Origin of the sequence: Pseudomonas sp. W2Oct36, assembly GCF_041060465.1 — a bacterium.
GTDB lineage: Bacteria > Pseudomonadota > Gammaproteobacteria > Pseudomonadales > Pseudomonadaceae > Aquipseudomonas > Aquipseudomonas graminis_B.
On sequence record NZ_JAUERW010000009.1, the window covers coordinates 57907 to 73321 of the forward strand.

12 protein-coding genes are annotated in these 15415 nt (G+C 61.4%); 6 read left to right on the forward strand and 6 right to left on the reverse strand.

Annotated features, from left to right (window positions below; genetic code table 11):
• Positions 1-8: 8 nt before the first annotated feature.
• From QWI18_RS14025 to QWI18_RS14035, 3 genes are all read left to right on the forward strand, one after another.
• Complete coding sequence (locus tag QWI18_RS14025) at positions 9-491, forward strand: TIGR02281 family clan AA aspartic protease (RefSeq protein WP_296310613.1); 483 nt, start codon at positions 9-11, stop codon at positions 489-491.
• A 10-nt stretch (positions 492-501) separates the two neighbouring features.
• Positions 502-2769 (forward strand): DNA topoisomerase IV subunit A, encoded by a 2268-nt coding sequence (gene parC, locus QWI18_RS14030; protein WP_296310611.1) that lies wholly within the window; start codon positions 502-504, stop codon positions 2767-2769.
• 180 nt (positions 2770-2949) lie between these two features.
• Positions 2950-3657, forward strand: coding sequence for a membrane integrity-associated transporter subunit PqiC (locus QWI18_RS14035; protein ID WP_369319090.1), 708 nt, complete (start codon positions 2950-2952; stop codon positions 3655-3657).
• A gap of 54 nt (positions 3658-3711) precedes the next feature.
• Here QWI18_RS14035 and QWI18_RS14040 read toward each other — a convergent pair whose 3' ends face one another.
• Complete coding sequence (locus QWI18_RS14040) at positions 3712-5241, reverse strand: histidine kinase (protein WP_369319091.1); 1530 nt, start codon at positions 5239-5241, stop codon at positions 3712-3714.
• Positions 5242-5371: 130 nt separating this feature from the next.
• On the opposite strand from QWI18_RS14040, the gene serB reads away from it, so the two are divergent.
• Positions 5372-6589: a phosphoserine phosphatase SerB gene (serB, locus tag QWI18_RS14045; RefSeq protein WP_065987818.1), complete on the forward strand. Its 1218-nt coding sequence runs from the start codon at positions 5372-5374 to the stop codon at positions 6587-6589.
• Between the two features lie 43 nt (positions 6590-6632).
• Here the strand turns inward: serB and QWI18_RS14050 are convergent, their stop codons facing one another.
• The 4 genes from QWI18_RS14050 to QWI18_RS14065 all read right to left on the reverse strand — a co-directional run bounded on the left by QWI18_RS14050 (position 6633) and on the right by QWI18_RS14065 (position 12022).
• Positions 6633-8417, reverse strand: a complete 1785-nt coding sequence (locus QWI18_RS14050; protein ID WP_369319092.1) for a molecular chaperone — start codon at positions 8415-8417, stop codon at positions 6633-6635.
• A gap of 284 nt (positions 8418-8701) precedes the next feature.
• On the reverse strand, positions 8702-9571 hold the full coding sequence (gene asd, locus QWI18_RS14055) for an archaetidylserine decarboxylase (RefSeq protein WP_369319133.1): 870 nt from the start codon (positions 9569-9571) through the stop codon (positions 8702-8704).
• Between the two features lie 53 nt (positions 9572-9624).
• Positions 9625-10440: a rhodanese-like domain-containing protein gene (locus QWI18_RS14060; protein WP_296315038.1), complete on the reverse strand. Its 816-nt coding sequence runs from the start codon at positions 10438-10440 to the stop codon at positions 9625-9627.
• Between the two features lie 46 nt (positions 10441-10486).
• Positions 10487-12022 (reverse strand): HDOD domain-containing protein, encoded by a 1536-nt coding sequence (locus QWI18_RS14065; RefSeq protein ID WP_369319093.1) that lies wholly within the window; start codon positions 12020-12022, stop codon positions 10487-10489.
• A 211-nt stretch (positions 12023-12233) separates the two neighbouring features.
• Between QWI18_RS14065 and motA the strand changes: the two genes are divergently transcribed.
• Both motA and motB read left to right on the forward strand, forming a co-directional pair.
• Complete coding sequence (gene motA, locus QWI18_RS14070; protein ID WP_037015764.1) at positions 12234-13085, forward strand: flagellar motor stator protein MotA; 852 nt, start codon at positions 12234-12236, stop codon at positions 13083-13085.
• Between the two features lie 3 nt (positions 13086-13088).
• Complete coding sequence (gene motB / locus QWI18_RS14075; protein ID WP_065987813.1) at positions 13089-14144, forward strand: flagellar motor protein MotB; 1056 nt, start codon at positions 13089-13091, stop codon at positions 14142-14144.
• A gap of 134 nt (positions 14145-14278) precedes the next feature.
• Here motB and rsgA read toward each other — a convergent pair whose 3' ends face one another.
• The gene (gene rsgA, locus QWI18_RS14080; protein ID WP_065987812.1) at positions 14279-15310 is read right to left on the reverse strand and encodes a small ribosomal subunit biogenesis GTPase RsgA; all 1032 of its coding nucleotides are present in this window, start codon (positions 15308-15310) and stop codon (positions 14279-14281) included.
• Positions 15311-15415 lie beyond the last annotated feature (105 nt).

Consider the following 15415-nt stretch of genomic DNA (forward strand, 5'->3'; position numbering starts at 1 on the left):
GGCGGCTGATGCTGATCATCGCCTGGGCGGCGGCGCTGTTTCTGGCGACGCGGTTTTTTGGCGAGTGGGAGCAGCGTCAGGAAAATCCGAATACCATCGTCGCCTCCGAGCATGGAGACGGCTATGTCGAGGTGAAGCTGGTGGGCAATCGTGACGGCCATTTCGTCATGACCGGGCAGATCAATACCCGTCCCGTGCAGTTCATGCTCGACACCGGCGCAACCAACGTCGCCGTGCCGGAGAACGTCGCGCAGGCGCTGCGCCTCGAGCGGGGCGAGCGCGTACAGGTGAGTACGGCCAACGGACGCACCGACGCGTTCCGGACCACGCTGCAACGGTTACAGATTGGCGACATCGTCCTGAACAACGTGCGCGCCCTGGTGGTGCCCGGTCTGGACGGTGAACAGGTGCTGCTGGGCATGAGCGCCGTGAAACAACTCGAATTCACACAGCGCGGCGGCACATTGCTGCTGCGCCAGACGACAAAATGATGAGGCCCGCATGAGCGACTCCCTTGACCTCAGCCTGGATGGCGTAGAACGCCGATCGCTGGCTGACTTCACCGAACAGGCCTATCTCAACTATTCCATGTACGTGATCATGGACCGGGCGCTGCCGCACATCGGCGACGGCCTGAAGCCTGTGCAGCGACGCATCGTCTACGCGATGAGCGAGCTGGGCCTGGACGCTGACGCCAAGCACAAAAAATCGGCGCGTACCGTCGGTGACGTGCTCGGCAAGTTTCACCCCCACGGCGACTCGGCCTGCTACGAAGCCATGGTGCTGATGGCGCAACCCTTCAGCTATCGCTACACACTCGTCGACGGCCAGGGTAACTGGGGTGCGCCGGACGATCCCAAGTCGTTCGCCGCCATGCGCTACACCGAAGCGCGTCTGTCCCGTTACTCCGAAGTGCTGCTCAGTGAATTGGGCCAGGGCACGGCGGATTGGGGACCGAATTTCGACGGCACCCTCGACGAGCCGCTGGTGTTGCCGGCGCGTTTGCCGAACATTCTGCTCAACGGCACCACCGGCATCGCTGTCGGCATGGCCACCGACGTACCGCCGCACAACCTGCGGGAGGTCGCGACAGCCTGCGTGCGGTTGCTCGATGAGCCGAAAGCCACGGTCGAACAGCTCTGTGAGCACATTCAGGGCCCGGACTACCCGACCGAAGCGGAAATCATCACGCCCCGCGCCGACCTGCTGAAAATGTACGAAACCGGCAAGGGCTCGGTGCGTATGCGCGCCGTTTACCACATCGAAGACGGCGACATCATCGTTACCGCGCTGCCGCATCAGGTGTCCGGTGCCAAGGTGCTGGAGCAGATCGCGGCGATGATGCAGGCCAAACCGTCCAAAGCGCCGCAGATCGCTGACCTGCGTGACGAATCCGACCACGAAAACCCGTGCCGGATCGTGATCATCCCGGGCGCCCGTAAGAACTTCGACCACGATGCGCTGATGCAGCACCTGTTCGCGACCACCGAGCTGGAGTCGAGCTACAGGGTCAACATCAACATCATTGGCCTGGACGGCAAGCCGCAGCTGAAAAACCTGCGCGCATTGCTGGTCGAGTGGTTGGAGTTCCGGGTACAGACCGTGCGTCGTCGCCTGCAATTCCGCCTCGACAAGGTTGAGCGTCGCTTGCACCTGTTGGATGGTTTGTTGATCGCTTACCTCAATCTGGATGAAGTGATTCACATCATCCGCACCGAGGAGCACCCGAAAGCCGCGCTGATCGCGCGTTTCGCCCTGAGCGAAATCCAGGCCGATTACATTCTCGACACCCGTTTGCGTCAGTTGGCGCGACTGGAAGAAATGAAGTTGCGTGCCGAGCAGGATGAATTGCTCAAGGAACAAGCCAAGCTGAAAGCCCTGTTGGGCAGCGAGGCCAAGCTGAAGAAACTGGTACGCACCGAGCTGATCAAGGATGCCGAAACCTATGGCGACGACCGTCGTTCGCCTATCGTCGAGCGCACCGAAGCCAAAGCCCTGACCGAACACGATCTGCTGCCGAACGAGAAAGTGACGGTCGTGCTGTCGGAAAAAGGCTGGGTTCGTTCCGCCAAAGGTCATGAAATCGATGCCACCGGGCTCTCTTATAAGGCCGGGGATGGCTTCAAGGCCCTGGCGCCGGGTCGTTCCAACCAGTTTGCGGTGTTTATCGACTCCACGGGTCGCAGTTATTCGGTGCCGTCGCACACCTTGCCATCGGCCCGTGGGCAAGGCGAACCGCTGACCGGGCGTCTGACGCCGCCGCCCGGTGCGACATTCGAATGCGTGCTGTTACCCGAGGATGACGCGCTGTACGTGGTTGCGTCCGATGCCGGCTACGGTTTCGTGGTCAAGGGTGAAGACCTGCAGGCCAAGAACAAAGCAGGCAAGGCGCTGTTGAGCTTGCCGGCCGGGGCCAAGGTGATCCTGCCGCGTCCGGTGCCGGATCGTGAGCACAACTGGCTCGCCGCCGTGACCACCGAAGGTCGCTTGCTGGTGTTCAAAATCAGCGATCTGCCGCAATTGGGCAAGGGCAAAGGCAACAAGATCATTGGCATTCCGGGCGAGCGCGTTGCCAGTCGGGAAGAGTTTGTGACCGACCTGGCCGTCGTCCCGGACGGCGCCACGCTGGTGCTGCAGGCGGGCAAGCGCAATCTGTCGCTCAAGCCCGACGATCTGGAGCACTACAAAGGCGAACGCGGACGACGGGGCAACAAGCTGCCGCGGGGATTCCAGCGCGTCGATGCGCTATTGGTAGAAACCGCTGGCTAAGGCGGTTGGTTCGGCGGTCGCTCTTCGTTTCGTCACGAGAGCGACGCAGAATCGCTGGAGTCAACGCGCATATTCACGGATGATATGACGTCCTCCGGCGCCGCTATGGCGGAATGCCTTCATGTTTTCAAAGTATTCAACAGCGTGGACGCGTTACACGGCGTTCACTTGGACGGGATGATGAATTTTCTACGTGTTCCCTGTGTTCTGTTGTTGACCGGCGTTCTGGGTTTGGCCGGTTGCAGCGTTCATCAGCCCACGTCGCTCTATCAGCTGGACAGCGGCGACCCTGGGCAACCGAAACACACCAACGGGGTCGCAGTCTTGCTGGGCCCTGTGGCGATTGCTGACTATCTGCAACGTGAAACATTACTGCAGCGTCAGCCGGATGGCAGCCTCAAGGCCTCCACCGAAGGTCGCTGGGCCGGCAGCCTGTCTGCCGATATCGATCAACTGCTTCTGCGCCAGTTGGCCTGGAAGCTCGACAGCCAACGCGTAGTGATGGCGCCTGCCGCGGCCAATTTCACGCCCGATGTGCAGGTGGTGCTGTCCATCACTCGTTTGGATTCCGGCGAGAAGCAGCCGGCGGTACTGGATGCCCAGTGGCGCTTGCTCGACCGCCGCGGCAATGTGCGCGACAGCAAGCTGGTTCACCTGGAAGAGCCCCATGCAGGCTCATCAGCTGCGCAGGTCAAGGCTCAAGGGATTTTGCTGCAGCGCCTGGCGGACAAGCTGAGTGTCGCGGTCAAGCCCATCGCGAGTCAGCCCTATGTGGCGGACGTGCCCAAAAAGGCCTCGGCGCCGGCGAAAACCCGCACTGATCAGGACAAGCCGAAGATCCCGATGGCATCACCCATCCGCACCGATCTGGAAGTGTTCCGCTTCTGAGAGTGACGGCCACAAAAAAGCCCGCAGCGATGCGGGCTTTTTTGTGGGTGACGCTTAGGCCTTGCGTGCCTCGTGCATGCGCGCCAGTTGGCGCTCCAGCATCGACGGATACGGCTCCATCAGACGCTCCACACAGCTGGCACCTTCCGGGCTCGCAATCGGGCGAATACGCGCACGCTGGCGGATGGTCGGGTCTTCGCTGATCTTGCGCTCCACCAGCAGCAGATTGCGGCTGTGCTGCGACAGCGCCAAGGCGTCCTGCGCGGTTTCGGTCAGCAGCAGATCGATCTGGTTCATGCCATGCAGGCCTTCGCCCAGTGTCAGGCCCAGCTGCAGTTGCAGGGTGATGCCGCTGTCGGCGACTTCGATCTGCAACGCATGGCTCAACGCACGCAGCAACTCGCCGCAGCAGATCGCATTGGTCAGGTAGTCATCGCCGCTGTCCTGGGTGCTGAAAACCATCAGCGAACTGCCGTCGTTCAGGGTGTGCAGCTCGCTGTCGTAGAGCGAAGCGGCCTGATCGATGCAGTCTCGGTAGCGCTCGAGCAGCTCGGTCAGGCGCGTTCGCGGCAGACGGCGCAACTGCTCCTGTGAACCCAGCTGTACCGCCAGCACGGCGCTGTATTGCGGTTGCGAAGGCACGACCGGAAGGATCGGGCGCGGGGCGGGTTTTGGCGTGGCGGGAGAGTGATCACGAAGGTCCGCAAACGGATCCTCCTCATCTTCTTCATCTTCCTCGGCAGCGATACGTCGTGCCGGAATCACTGTGGCGCGGGGTTTGGGTGTGTCGTCGAAGTCAGGGTCGCTCAGGTCGCTGCTGTCGAACTCCGACGAAGCGTCTTCCTCGTCTTCGACCTGTGCAGGCTCGGGAATGGGCGCCGGTTCCGGTTCTGGCGGCGCGTACGAAGTCTTCAACTGACGCGCCAGATCGCCGATCTCGTCCTGACGATCAGTGGCCGGCGTGTACGGATCGATGTAGCGCAGCCACATGCGCAGTTGCAGCATTGGCGTGGAAATATGCCGCCCAAGGCGCAGGCTCAAGGCCAACGCGAGTGCCAGCAGGATACCGGCCAGAATCGCCATGCTCTGCAAGCTGATGGTCAGCGGCTGTTGGAACTGGGCCATGTCCAGGCTGATGCGCAGCGTGCCGGCGACCACGTCCTGAAAGGTGATCTTGATCTCGTAGAGACCTTCCGCCTCGCCCAGCAAGCCGTTTTTCGGACGCTGCCCGGCTTCGGCAAGAATGCGGTTGTCGGGGCTATAAATAGCCGCGTGGGCCACCAGCGGGTTTTTCACCAGGTTGCCCAGCAGCACATTGAGGCTGAGGATGTCGTTGGACACCAGCAGTTCGGTGGCGGACGTGGCGGTCTGCGTGGTCAGGGCTTGCCCCAGTGCGTCAGCCTGCTCGTGCATGGCTTGCTTGAATTGCAAACCCATGACGCAGGCGTAGATCACCAGAGCCAGCGCGACGAGGATCACGTTGTGGCTGGCGATACGCAAAGCAATCGGTACACGTCGATGACGCAATGCCCGGAAGATCAGCACGAAGAAATTATCGGTTTTTACAGGCGTGGGCCGGTTCACTGAGCACGGCTCTCTTGGTGAAGTTGGGGCGCAGTATAGCGAGCGACCCTGTGGCGGCAAAGCGCTGGCTGTGCCCGGCGGTCACTGAAAGTGCGTAGAATGCGGTTTTTTTCAACTGCGGGGGTGCGCCTTGCGCGAAATCGTCCTGATAAACATCACCGGTGAAGACCGTCCGGGCCTCACTGCGGCCATCACCGGTGTGCTGGCCCAAGGCGGCGTGAACATTCTCGACATCGGTCAGGCGGTGATTCACGACGCGCTGTCGTTCGGCCTTCTGGTCGAGATTCCCGACACAGAAGCAGGCGCGGCCGTGCGCCAGAACGTGCAGGCGACAGTCGACCAGTTGGGGCAGCACGTGCGTTTCACTGACGTGTCCGAAGCTGACTATCAGCACTGGGTCGACGGACAGGGCAAGGCGCGGCACATCGTGACGCTGTTGACGCGCAAGGTCACCGCCGAGCAGTTGCAAACGGTGAGTGCGATCACTGCCAAATATGGCTTGAACATCGACCGCATCGATCGCCTTTCCGGGCGCATGCCGCTCGACATGCCCACCGAGAAGAGTAAAGGCTGCATCGAGTTTTCCGTGCGCGGCGAGCCGGTCGATCCTCAGCAGATGCAGGCTGAATTCCTCCATGTTGCCCAAGAGCTGAACGTCGATATCGCGTTCCAGCAGGACTCACTGTTCCGCCGCAACCGTCGTCTGGCGGTGTTCGACATGGACTCCACGCTGATCGAAGCCGAGGTCATCGACGAATTGGCCAAAGCCCACGGCGTCGGCGAGCGCGTGTCGGAGATCACCGAGCGCGCCATGCGTGGCGAACTGGACTTCCGCGCCAGCTTCAAAGAGCGGCTTGCGCTGCTTCAAGGTCTGGATGTGAAGGTGCTGGATGAGATCGGCGCTTCGCTGCGTTTGACGGAAGGCGCCGAAACGCTGTTTGCCGAACTCAAGCGGCTGGGCTACAAGACGGCGATCCTGTCGGGCGGCTTTACGTATTTTGCGCGTCAGCTGCAGGCCAAACTGGGCATTGACTACATCTTCGCCAACGAGCTGGAAGTGGTGGACGGCAAGTGCACGGGTAACGCGATCGAGCCAATCGTCGACGCCCAACGCAAGGCCGATCTGCTGCGCGAACTCGCCAGCAAGGAAGGGTTGAGTCTGGAGCAGACCATTGCAGTGGGCGACGGCGCCAACGACCTGCCGATGCTAGCCATCGCCGGCCTGGGTGTGGCGTTCCGCGCCAAACCGCTGGTCAAGCAGTCGGCGAAGCAGGCCATCTCGACGCTGGGTCTGGATGGCGTACTGTATTTGCTGGGGTTCCGCGACCGGGAAGGGCGCAGCGCTTAACACGCATGGACGTTGAGGCATCTGCAACGGATGCCTCAATGGCTCAGAGCACTGTCCACAGCGAGTCGAATTCCTGCTCCGGGCCGTCGTCGTCTGGCGTCGCAGCCTTTTTCGGTCCTTCAATAATCTGATATTCAAACTGGTTGTAGCTGCCCGTCGTCGCCCGACGATTGCTCAGGCTCGCGCGTCGCTGTTCGCCGCTGGTATTGATCAGCACCTTGGAACCGTCCTCGAACGGCAGGCGCGGAGCGATGACCGTCGCGGGTACGTCAATCGCACGAACTTCCGGCAGCAGCAGGGCGCGCAGAAACTGACTGCTCTGTTCGGCGCGCGTGAGCTGCATGCCGCATGCCTGGGCAAAGGGCGCGATCAGTTCGACGCCCATCTGCATGCCGCCGCCGCGGACCTGCCGCACCCAGCGCACCACTGCGATGCTCCAGCCGTGACCGTGGTCCTGGATGCCAATCATCTCGCCGGCCTGCAACTGGTCCGGCACTTCTTTCGGCCAGGCCAGGCAGTAGCCGCCCGGGCTGTGATTGACAATGTGCAGCGCGTATGTGGGGAAGCTCTTTTGCCCGTCGGACGCCGCATTGGTTTCAGCGTCGTCACGTTTGTATTCGATTTCCTCGAACGGCAGCATGCTGTTCGAGGTGCCATCGCGTTGCGCGTCTGCAGTCTGCGCCCACGGATCATGCTTGACCGGCTTCAAAGGCTGCAGCGTGTAGTCGACGACTCTGGACAGCGTCGACATTTGCAGCAGGTCGCTGAAGGACTGCTGACCGCCGACATAATAATGCAGAGCGCTCATGCCCACGCAGACGGTCAGGGTGCCTTGCCCCGGGGTGCGCTGAAACGCACGTTCCGACACGTCGCCCCACGCGGCTGCCAGGTGCTGCAGGACGTCGATGGACAAACCCGCCGGCACTTTCAGGGCTGACTTCGAACGTTCTTCAACCGGTGTTTCGGTGTAGCGCTCCAGGGCAGCCGACAAACCACGGGGGTCGATGCCGAGCAAATTTGGCCGCTGATCTTCATCGTACAGCGCGGCATAGCGTGGCGCTGTGTCCGTACCTGGAGACACCGCGTACAGGCTGTTGCTGTCCAGCGGCTGCTGCAGGGTGACCATCGCGCTCCACGCATCCAGCGCTTCGGCGAGTTTGCCGATGTTGTGCTGGCGCATCTGATTGCAGCGCGAACACCCCATCAGCAGCGCAACGATGTATGTCTGTTCAACGCTCATCGCCTGAGTGTTGTGGGCGAGGCTGTCGGCAACCGGCACGTTCTGCAATTGATGCTGGCGGGCGATCTGATAAATCTGATGCATCTCCAGCCACAAGCCGTCCTGCACCGGGCAGTAAAGTTGGTTGGCGCGGATAAGCGGGCCGTTCAGGCAGCTGAGCGCACGCTGAAGGGCGGTGGTCAGCAGGCCGATGCGGTCTTTTCCGAGCTTGACCGCGACCCGCGCGATGATCTGTTTGTAACCAATGGCCAAGTGGTTTTGCAGGGCCTGGCACAGGTTGGCAACCTTGCGCGGACGCTCTTCGAGAACAACCGACTGGTTCAGGAAGTGACGCTCCAGATGCTTGCACACGAAAAAGACTTCCGGGCGAAGCAATTCGAGGAGCTGCATGCGGTTGTCGCTTGGGGTGAGCAACTGGTTCAGCTCGCCCAGCCCCTGATAGAGCTGGCGCGCCATTTCGCCGAGATTGGCCTTGGGCAGGGTGGCGATCCAGCGCTTCATGTCTTTGGGCGTCGCGTCACAGAACGACAGGCTCGACTGCGTCGGCACAGGTGCGCGCAACAACAGTGGGAGACTTAAATTACTCATGTGACAGGCAAACTCCGACAACTACAGGCCTGAACGGCGGCGTCCAACTCCGGGGCAAGCACCCTCGCCGGGCGAAAAGAGCACGTTTACGTCCATTGACAGCGACGTTTCCTACAGCGCTGACAACTGGACTCTAGCAGCATCCTGCAACGTCGCAGCCTGGGCCCAGGGTCATGCGGCCTGGCTCAACCATCCCTGACGAAGCGTAATGCTGCGCGACGCCTTGGTGCCGTCAGCGCCAGAAAAACAGCATCACGCTCTCAGGGGACTAGCTTACGCAAGAATCAGGCCTGCAATGGCAAAGCGAGGCCCTGACCCATTTGCACCGGCGAACCGGCCGCCAGCAGTTCGGACCATTTCACCTGATTCGGGCCAAACAGCACGATGGCCGTGGAGCCCAGCTTGAACCGACCCAGTTCGGCGCCTTTTTCCAGATGAATGGGCGCGCGCGCGGCTTCGTCGTAACGGAAAGTCTTGAGCTCGCGCTTGGGCGGCGTCACCAGACCTGCCCAGACGGTTTCGATCGAGGCGACGATCATGGCGCCCACCAGCACGACGGCCATCGGACCGCGCTCGGTATCGAAGAGGCAAACAACGCGCTCGTTACGGGCGAACAGCTCCGGCACGTTTTCCGCCGTGGTCTGGTTCACCGAGAACAGCCGGCCCGGTACGTAAACCATTTCGCGCAGGGTGCCGGCGAGCGGCATGTGAACGCGGTGATAGTCCTTCGGCGACAGGTAAACGGTCGCGAACTCGCCACCCATGAACGGCGCGGACAGGCGCGCATCGCCGCCCAACAGTTCAAGCACGCTGTAGCTGTGGCCTTTGGCCTGGAAAATCCGGCCGTGTTCGATTGGGCCCAGTTGACTGACCGCGCCGTCGGCAGGGGAAAGAATCGCGCCCGGGGCTGGGTCCAGTGGACGCGCGCCCGGCTTGAGGGCGCGGGTGAAGAAGTCATTGAAGTGCGCGTACCCGGTGATGTCCTCGACCTGAGCCTGGGACATGTCGACCTGATAGCGGCGCGCGAACCATTGAGTGAAGGCATTTTTGAACCAGCGCACGCGGCATTCGGCCACACAGCCTGCCAGTTGCGACAGCAGATGGTGGGGAAGCAGATACTGGAAAAGGATAAACAGACGCTGTTTCATCAAGATTCCTAAAAACGTTGAAAGAGGGGAATGCGGATCGACGCCCTGTCGGGCCGATTTCAAGTCTCGACCGGGGTGTCCGGGTGGTTGCCCCATTCGCCCCAGGAGCCGGCGTAGCCCTTGACCCTCGGGTAACCCAGCGCCTTGGCCACCAGATAGGTGAAGCCCGAGCGATGATGGGTCTGGCAGTGGGTAATGATTTCTTTCTCCGGAGTGATGCCCAAGTCTTCAAGGATCTTCGGCATGTCCTTGCGGATGCGCAGGTGGCGCGCCTGATCCATGCCGGCGGTCCATTCGAAGTTCACGGCGCCGGGAATGTGACCTCCCTTCGCAGCGACGACTTTTTCGCCGGAGTACTCGGTCGGCGCGCGCGCGTCCCAGATCGCCAGGTCAGCAGCGCCCAGGCGGCTTTGCAGGTATTCGCGGGTGGCCGTGGGCTCGTCGTGCAGAGTCAGCGAAACCGGACCGCCAACGGCTTTCGGCACCTCAGTCGACAGCGGCAGGCCTTCGGCTTGCCAGGCGAGCAGGCCACCGTCGATATAGTGATACTTTTTGTGTCCGATGACGTCGAGCAGCCAGATGAACCGGCCGGCCCAGCCGCCGCCTTCGTCGTCATACACCACGTATACCGCGTCGGGGTTGTGGCCCAGTTCGCCGAACAGCGCTTCCAGTTGCGTGTGCGAGGGCAGCAGCCCCGGCGCTGGCGGCAGGCCCAGTTGCGTACGCTTCGGATCGACGAATCGCGCGCCGGGAAGGTGGCCGGCCTCGTAGCGGGCCGGGCTGGTCAGGTCGACCAGAATGAGCTCTGGCGCGCTGAGGCGTGCTTGCAGGTCTGCGGGCTCGATGACCAGCGGCAAGCTTGAAAAGGCAGACATCTAGCGTCTCCGGATCGCGAAAAGGTTGCGAATTGTAGCTCAGCCGTCAGCCATTGCGATGGCTAAAGGCAGTAAGCGCTTTCTCGATGCACTGACCGGTTTTTCCGAAAGCCTGGACGGACATCTCGGAAAACGGGCCACCGCCCTGATCGGCCATCACCATCATCACCACGCGTCCGTTGCTGGCCAGTGAGCGGATCAGCAGGTTCTCGCCGCTGAACAAATTGCGCAGTTGTGGCGGCAGCAGCGCCGAAAACTGAGCGTTGTTGGCCGGCGTCAGGCGTAATTGCGTGGGCTGGGCGAGCAGGCGTTGCAGCACGGTGCTGTCTTTGTAAGGCACCAGCAACGCCGCGGCCGACTTGTCCACACCCGCAATCTGATGCACACGCAGGCTGTCGGTCTTGCGATCGGTCATCAGCAACACCACCCGCTGCATGCCCGCCGCCACCAGAGCGTCCCGGGCGCAGGTGGTCAGGTGTATCGCGTTGATGAAAATGCCGGGCTCTTTCAACAGATCCGCGCAGTGCTTGCGCCACAGTTGCAGGGCGTCGGGCGAGGGTGGCGGGGCGGGCAGCAAGCCTTTATGTATCCGTCGTGCATGCCACGGCCAGAGCAACGCCTGCGCGGGGTGCCAGATATCCGGGCCGGAATGCTGGCGAGCGCTGGCGGCCGCGCTCTGGTGAACCTGCTGTTGGAGATCATCCAGTGGCTGCTGCAGATACAGGCTGGTCAGCAGCTGCCAGCGCAGGTTGTGCGGCGTGTCCCAAGCCTGGTGCGCCGACAGCGCAAGACCGTTGGCCAGCAGGATGGTATTGGCAGGCTGGTTGAGCCAGCGGCGCAGCGGCAAGTCGGCGTCGAGTTGCTGTTGCTGCTTGACCGGGTCGTCGTTGCTGTGGGCGATGCGCAGCACTCTCACCAGATTGCGTTGCTGTGAGGTCAGCAGTTCGTAACCCTGGGTCACCCAGATCGGCAGGCGCCAATGCTGTGCCAGCCCCAGACACAAATCCACCAGCCGCACGCCAAACAGAGCGTTTTCCACAGCCTTCGCGCACTCTCCCTTGTGGATAACCCTCAACTCCCACTCTTCCAGCAGCTTGGGATGCGCCAAGGCCATCGGCCAGAGCGGCGACAGAAACAGCAGGCTGCCCAGATGGATGTCCTGCCACAGCCTCGCCAGTTGATTGGCGAACAGGCCGTAAGCCTGCTGCATGGCGTGCTGACTGATCAGCTGTAGCTGACGGAGCGCCACCGGAATATCCCGTGCATCGACACTGGGCAGTCGCGCCAACAGCGCTTCGGTGCGCGCCAGGCCCAATCGGTTGATGGCGACTTCAAGGCTCTCCGCAGGCTGGGCGGTGGCGGGGCTGTTCAGGTTGGCGTCACGCAAAACGTTGAGCACCAGCGCCGGGCTGTCCTGCATGAGATCGGCAATATCGCGCAGCGAGCGGCGACTGTCGGTCAATGCTGCCTGCACGCGCTGATGCGCCACCCCGGGCACCGGCAGGGCGATGCCGTCGAGTTGTTTTATCCATTGATCCAGGGTGCGCGGGACAGGTAGCGAAGAAGCTTTATCTGATTGCATTCACAACACCCGTACGGCTGGGAGGTTAGATCGATGTCGGATACTGGCATCATGCTGGCCCTCGTGGCGCAACGTCCGTTGCGACGCACCGGTCAGCATTTTCCTGTGATCTGACTATAGTCTGGCGCATTCATGCCGATAAGCAGGACAAGAGTTTCAAGCGCTTCTCGCACAATGACCATGAACCCGACTCAGTAAGTATTTTCTACCTATGGCAAAAATTATCGGCATCATCGTCGTTTTCGCGAGCGTTCTCGGCGGATACGTCCTGTCCCACGGTCAGATCGCAGCGTTGATCCAGCCTTTCGAGGTCATGATCATCGGCGGTGCGGCGCTGGGTGCATTCCTGCAAGCCAACCCGGGCTATATGACCATGCTGGTCATCAAGAAGTCCTTGAAGATGTTCAGCACCCGGTTCACCCATGGCTACTACCTCGAAGTGCTGGGCCTGGTCTACGAGATCCTCAACAAGAGCCGTCGCGAAGGCATGATGGCCATCGAAGGCGACATCGAGGAACCCGAGAACAGCCCGATTTTCGCCAAATACCCTGGCGTGCTCAAAGACACCCGCATGATTGCTTTCATCTGCGATTACCTGCGCATCATGTCTTCCGGCAACATGGCGCCCCACGAGTTGGAAGGCTTGTTCGACATGGAATTGCTGAGCATGAAAGAAGAGCTCGAGCATCCTTCCCACGCCGTGACCGGTGTCGCCGATGCCATGCCAGGTTTCGGTATCGTTGCTGCGGTACTGGGTATCGTGGTGACCATGGCCTCCCTGGGTTCCGGCGACAAAGCGGCGATCGGCATGCACGTCGGCGCGGCGCTGGTCGGTACCTTCTTCGGTATTCTCGCGGCGTACGGTTTCTTCGGCCCGTTGGCCACTTCCCTGGCCCACGATGCCAAGGAAGAAATGAACGTCTATGAATCGATCAAAGCTTCCCTCGTAGCGTCCGCGTCCGGCGTGCCGCCTTCGCTGGCCGTGGAGTTCGGTCGCAAGGTTCTGTATCCGGCCCATCGCCCCAGCTTCAGCGAGCTGGAACAAGCTGTCCGCGGTCGTTGATCCATGGAAAATAATCAGCCGATCATCATAAAGCGCGTCAAGCGCTATGGCGGAGGGCATCACGGCGGCGCCTGGAAAATCGCATTTGCCGACTTCGCGACGGCGATGATGGCGTTCTTCCTGGTGCTGTGGCTGATGTCGTCTGCCACGCCGGAGCAACTGCTCGCCATCGCCGGTTACTTCAAGGACCCGGTCGGGTTTTCCGACAGCGGCTCGCCCTACGTCATTGACCTGGGCGGTTCGCCGGAAATGTCCCCGGACCAGACGCTGAACCCGGAGGTGCAATCCACGCCTTCGCCGGATCGTGTGCCGGTCGACGCGGATCAGCAGGACGCCGCCGCCGAGCAGGTCGAGCAGGACCGTCTGGAAATGTTGCTGCAAGAGTTGCAGAACAAGATCAACGAGAATCCGCAACTGGCGAAGTTCAAGGACCAGATTCTGTTCGAGATTACTCAGGACGGCTTGCGTATCCAGATCACGGACGCCGAAAACCGTCCGATGTTCGACATCGGCAGTGCGAAGCTCAAACCGTATTTCGAAGACATCTTGCTGGCCATGGCCGACACCATTAAAGCGGTGCCGAACAAAGTCAGCATCAGTGGTCACACCGATGCGACCCCTTTTGTTGGCAACAACGGCTTCGGCAACTGGGAGCTGTCGTCCGGTCGAGCGAACGCTGCTCGTCGTGCGCTGCTCGCGGGTGGGTATCCGGATCAGCAGGTGGCGCGCGTGGTGGGTTATGCGTCTTCGGCACTGTACGACAAAGAGCACCCGCAAAATCCGATCAACCGTCGCATCGACATTGTGGTGATGACCAAGAAAGCCCAGCAGCGGATCGAAGGCGCGCAGAATTCAGGCGAAGCACCGCAAACCCCGGATGCGCCTGGAGCCGCTGCGCCATTGCCGGCACCTGGCGCTACCGCACCGGCCAATCAGCCGGGGGCGTCAATTTCCACACCGGCAGTTGATCCCCAGGCTTATGCCCAGCCCCACGAGATTCGGCAGAAGCTGAACATCTTCGATCAGGGCCAGCTGAAGATCGACGAAACCAAGAACTGATATCTGGGTTGCAGACACAAAAACGCCGCGATGATCGCGGCGTTTTTGTTTGCGCAGTTCAAGCGCTGGGACCGCAGTCAGTAGGACCGGCTTCAGCCGGGAAGGCCTAAATCGGATTGGCCACTACCGCTGAATCAATAACTGCTTTCCGGCAAGCTGGCGATGATCGAGCGATAGCTGTTCATGCGCTGTTGCTGCACGCGGCCGTCTGCAAGGCCCTGCAATAAGGCACAACCGGGTTCGCGGTCGTGTTTGCAGTCGCGGAAGCGGCATCTGCCGAGCAGGTCGTTGAACTCGATAAAACCCGCTTCGACGTCTGCACGGCTGACGTGGCCCAGGCCGAATTCACGAATACCCGGTGAGTCGATCAGGTCGCCGCCGCGCGGGAAGTGGAACAGGCGCGCGGTGGTCGTGGTGTGCGTGCCTTGGCCCGAATACTCCGACAATGGCCCGACGCGCGTGCCGACTTCCGGCAGCAGGCTGTTGACCAGCGAGGATTTGCCAACGCCGGACTGACCGACGAACACACTGATGTGGCCATCCAGCTGGTCCTGCAACTGCTGCATGCCATCGCCGTGGTGGGCCGAAACTTCCAGCACGGGATAACCCAGCGTGCGGTACACCGCCAGCAGCGCATTGAGCGCCGGGGCGTTCTGATCGTCGATCAAGTCAAACTTGTTCAACAGCAACAACGGGCGAATCCCCGCATGCTCAGCGGCCACCAGGTAGCGGTCGATCAGATTGGCATGGGGTTCGGGCATCGGTGCGAAAACGATGACGATCAAGTCAACGTTGGCGGCGACCGGCTTGAGCTGGCCCCGGCTGTCCGGGCGGCTCAGTTCTGTATCGCGGGGCAACTGCGCAACGATGACGCCGATGCCCTGATTACCCGCGCGCCACACGACTCGGTCGCCGGTGACCAGCGCCGGCAGGTTGGCGCGCAAGTGACAGCGGAAAACCTGACCCTGCAGCTCGCCGTCCTGCGCTTCGACTTCTACCTGCACGCCAAAGTGCGCGATGACAAGGCCCGTTTGCTCGGGACCGAGATCGCCGCCTTCCAGCGTTTCGAGAGCGGTTGATTCACGTTTGGCGGCACGCGCGGCGCGTTCGCCCTGAATCTTTTCGATGCGCCAGTTCTGGCGGCGGTTGAGTTGGCGTTTGGCCATGGGTGTTCAGTGTTCCGTTTGAAGACGCATAAAGGTGCTGATTTGATAAAGCGCGGGCGAGTCTAGCACGCCCGGGTGGGCTAAACTGCGCGCCAACGCTGAGGA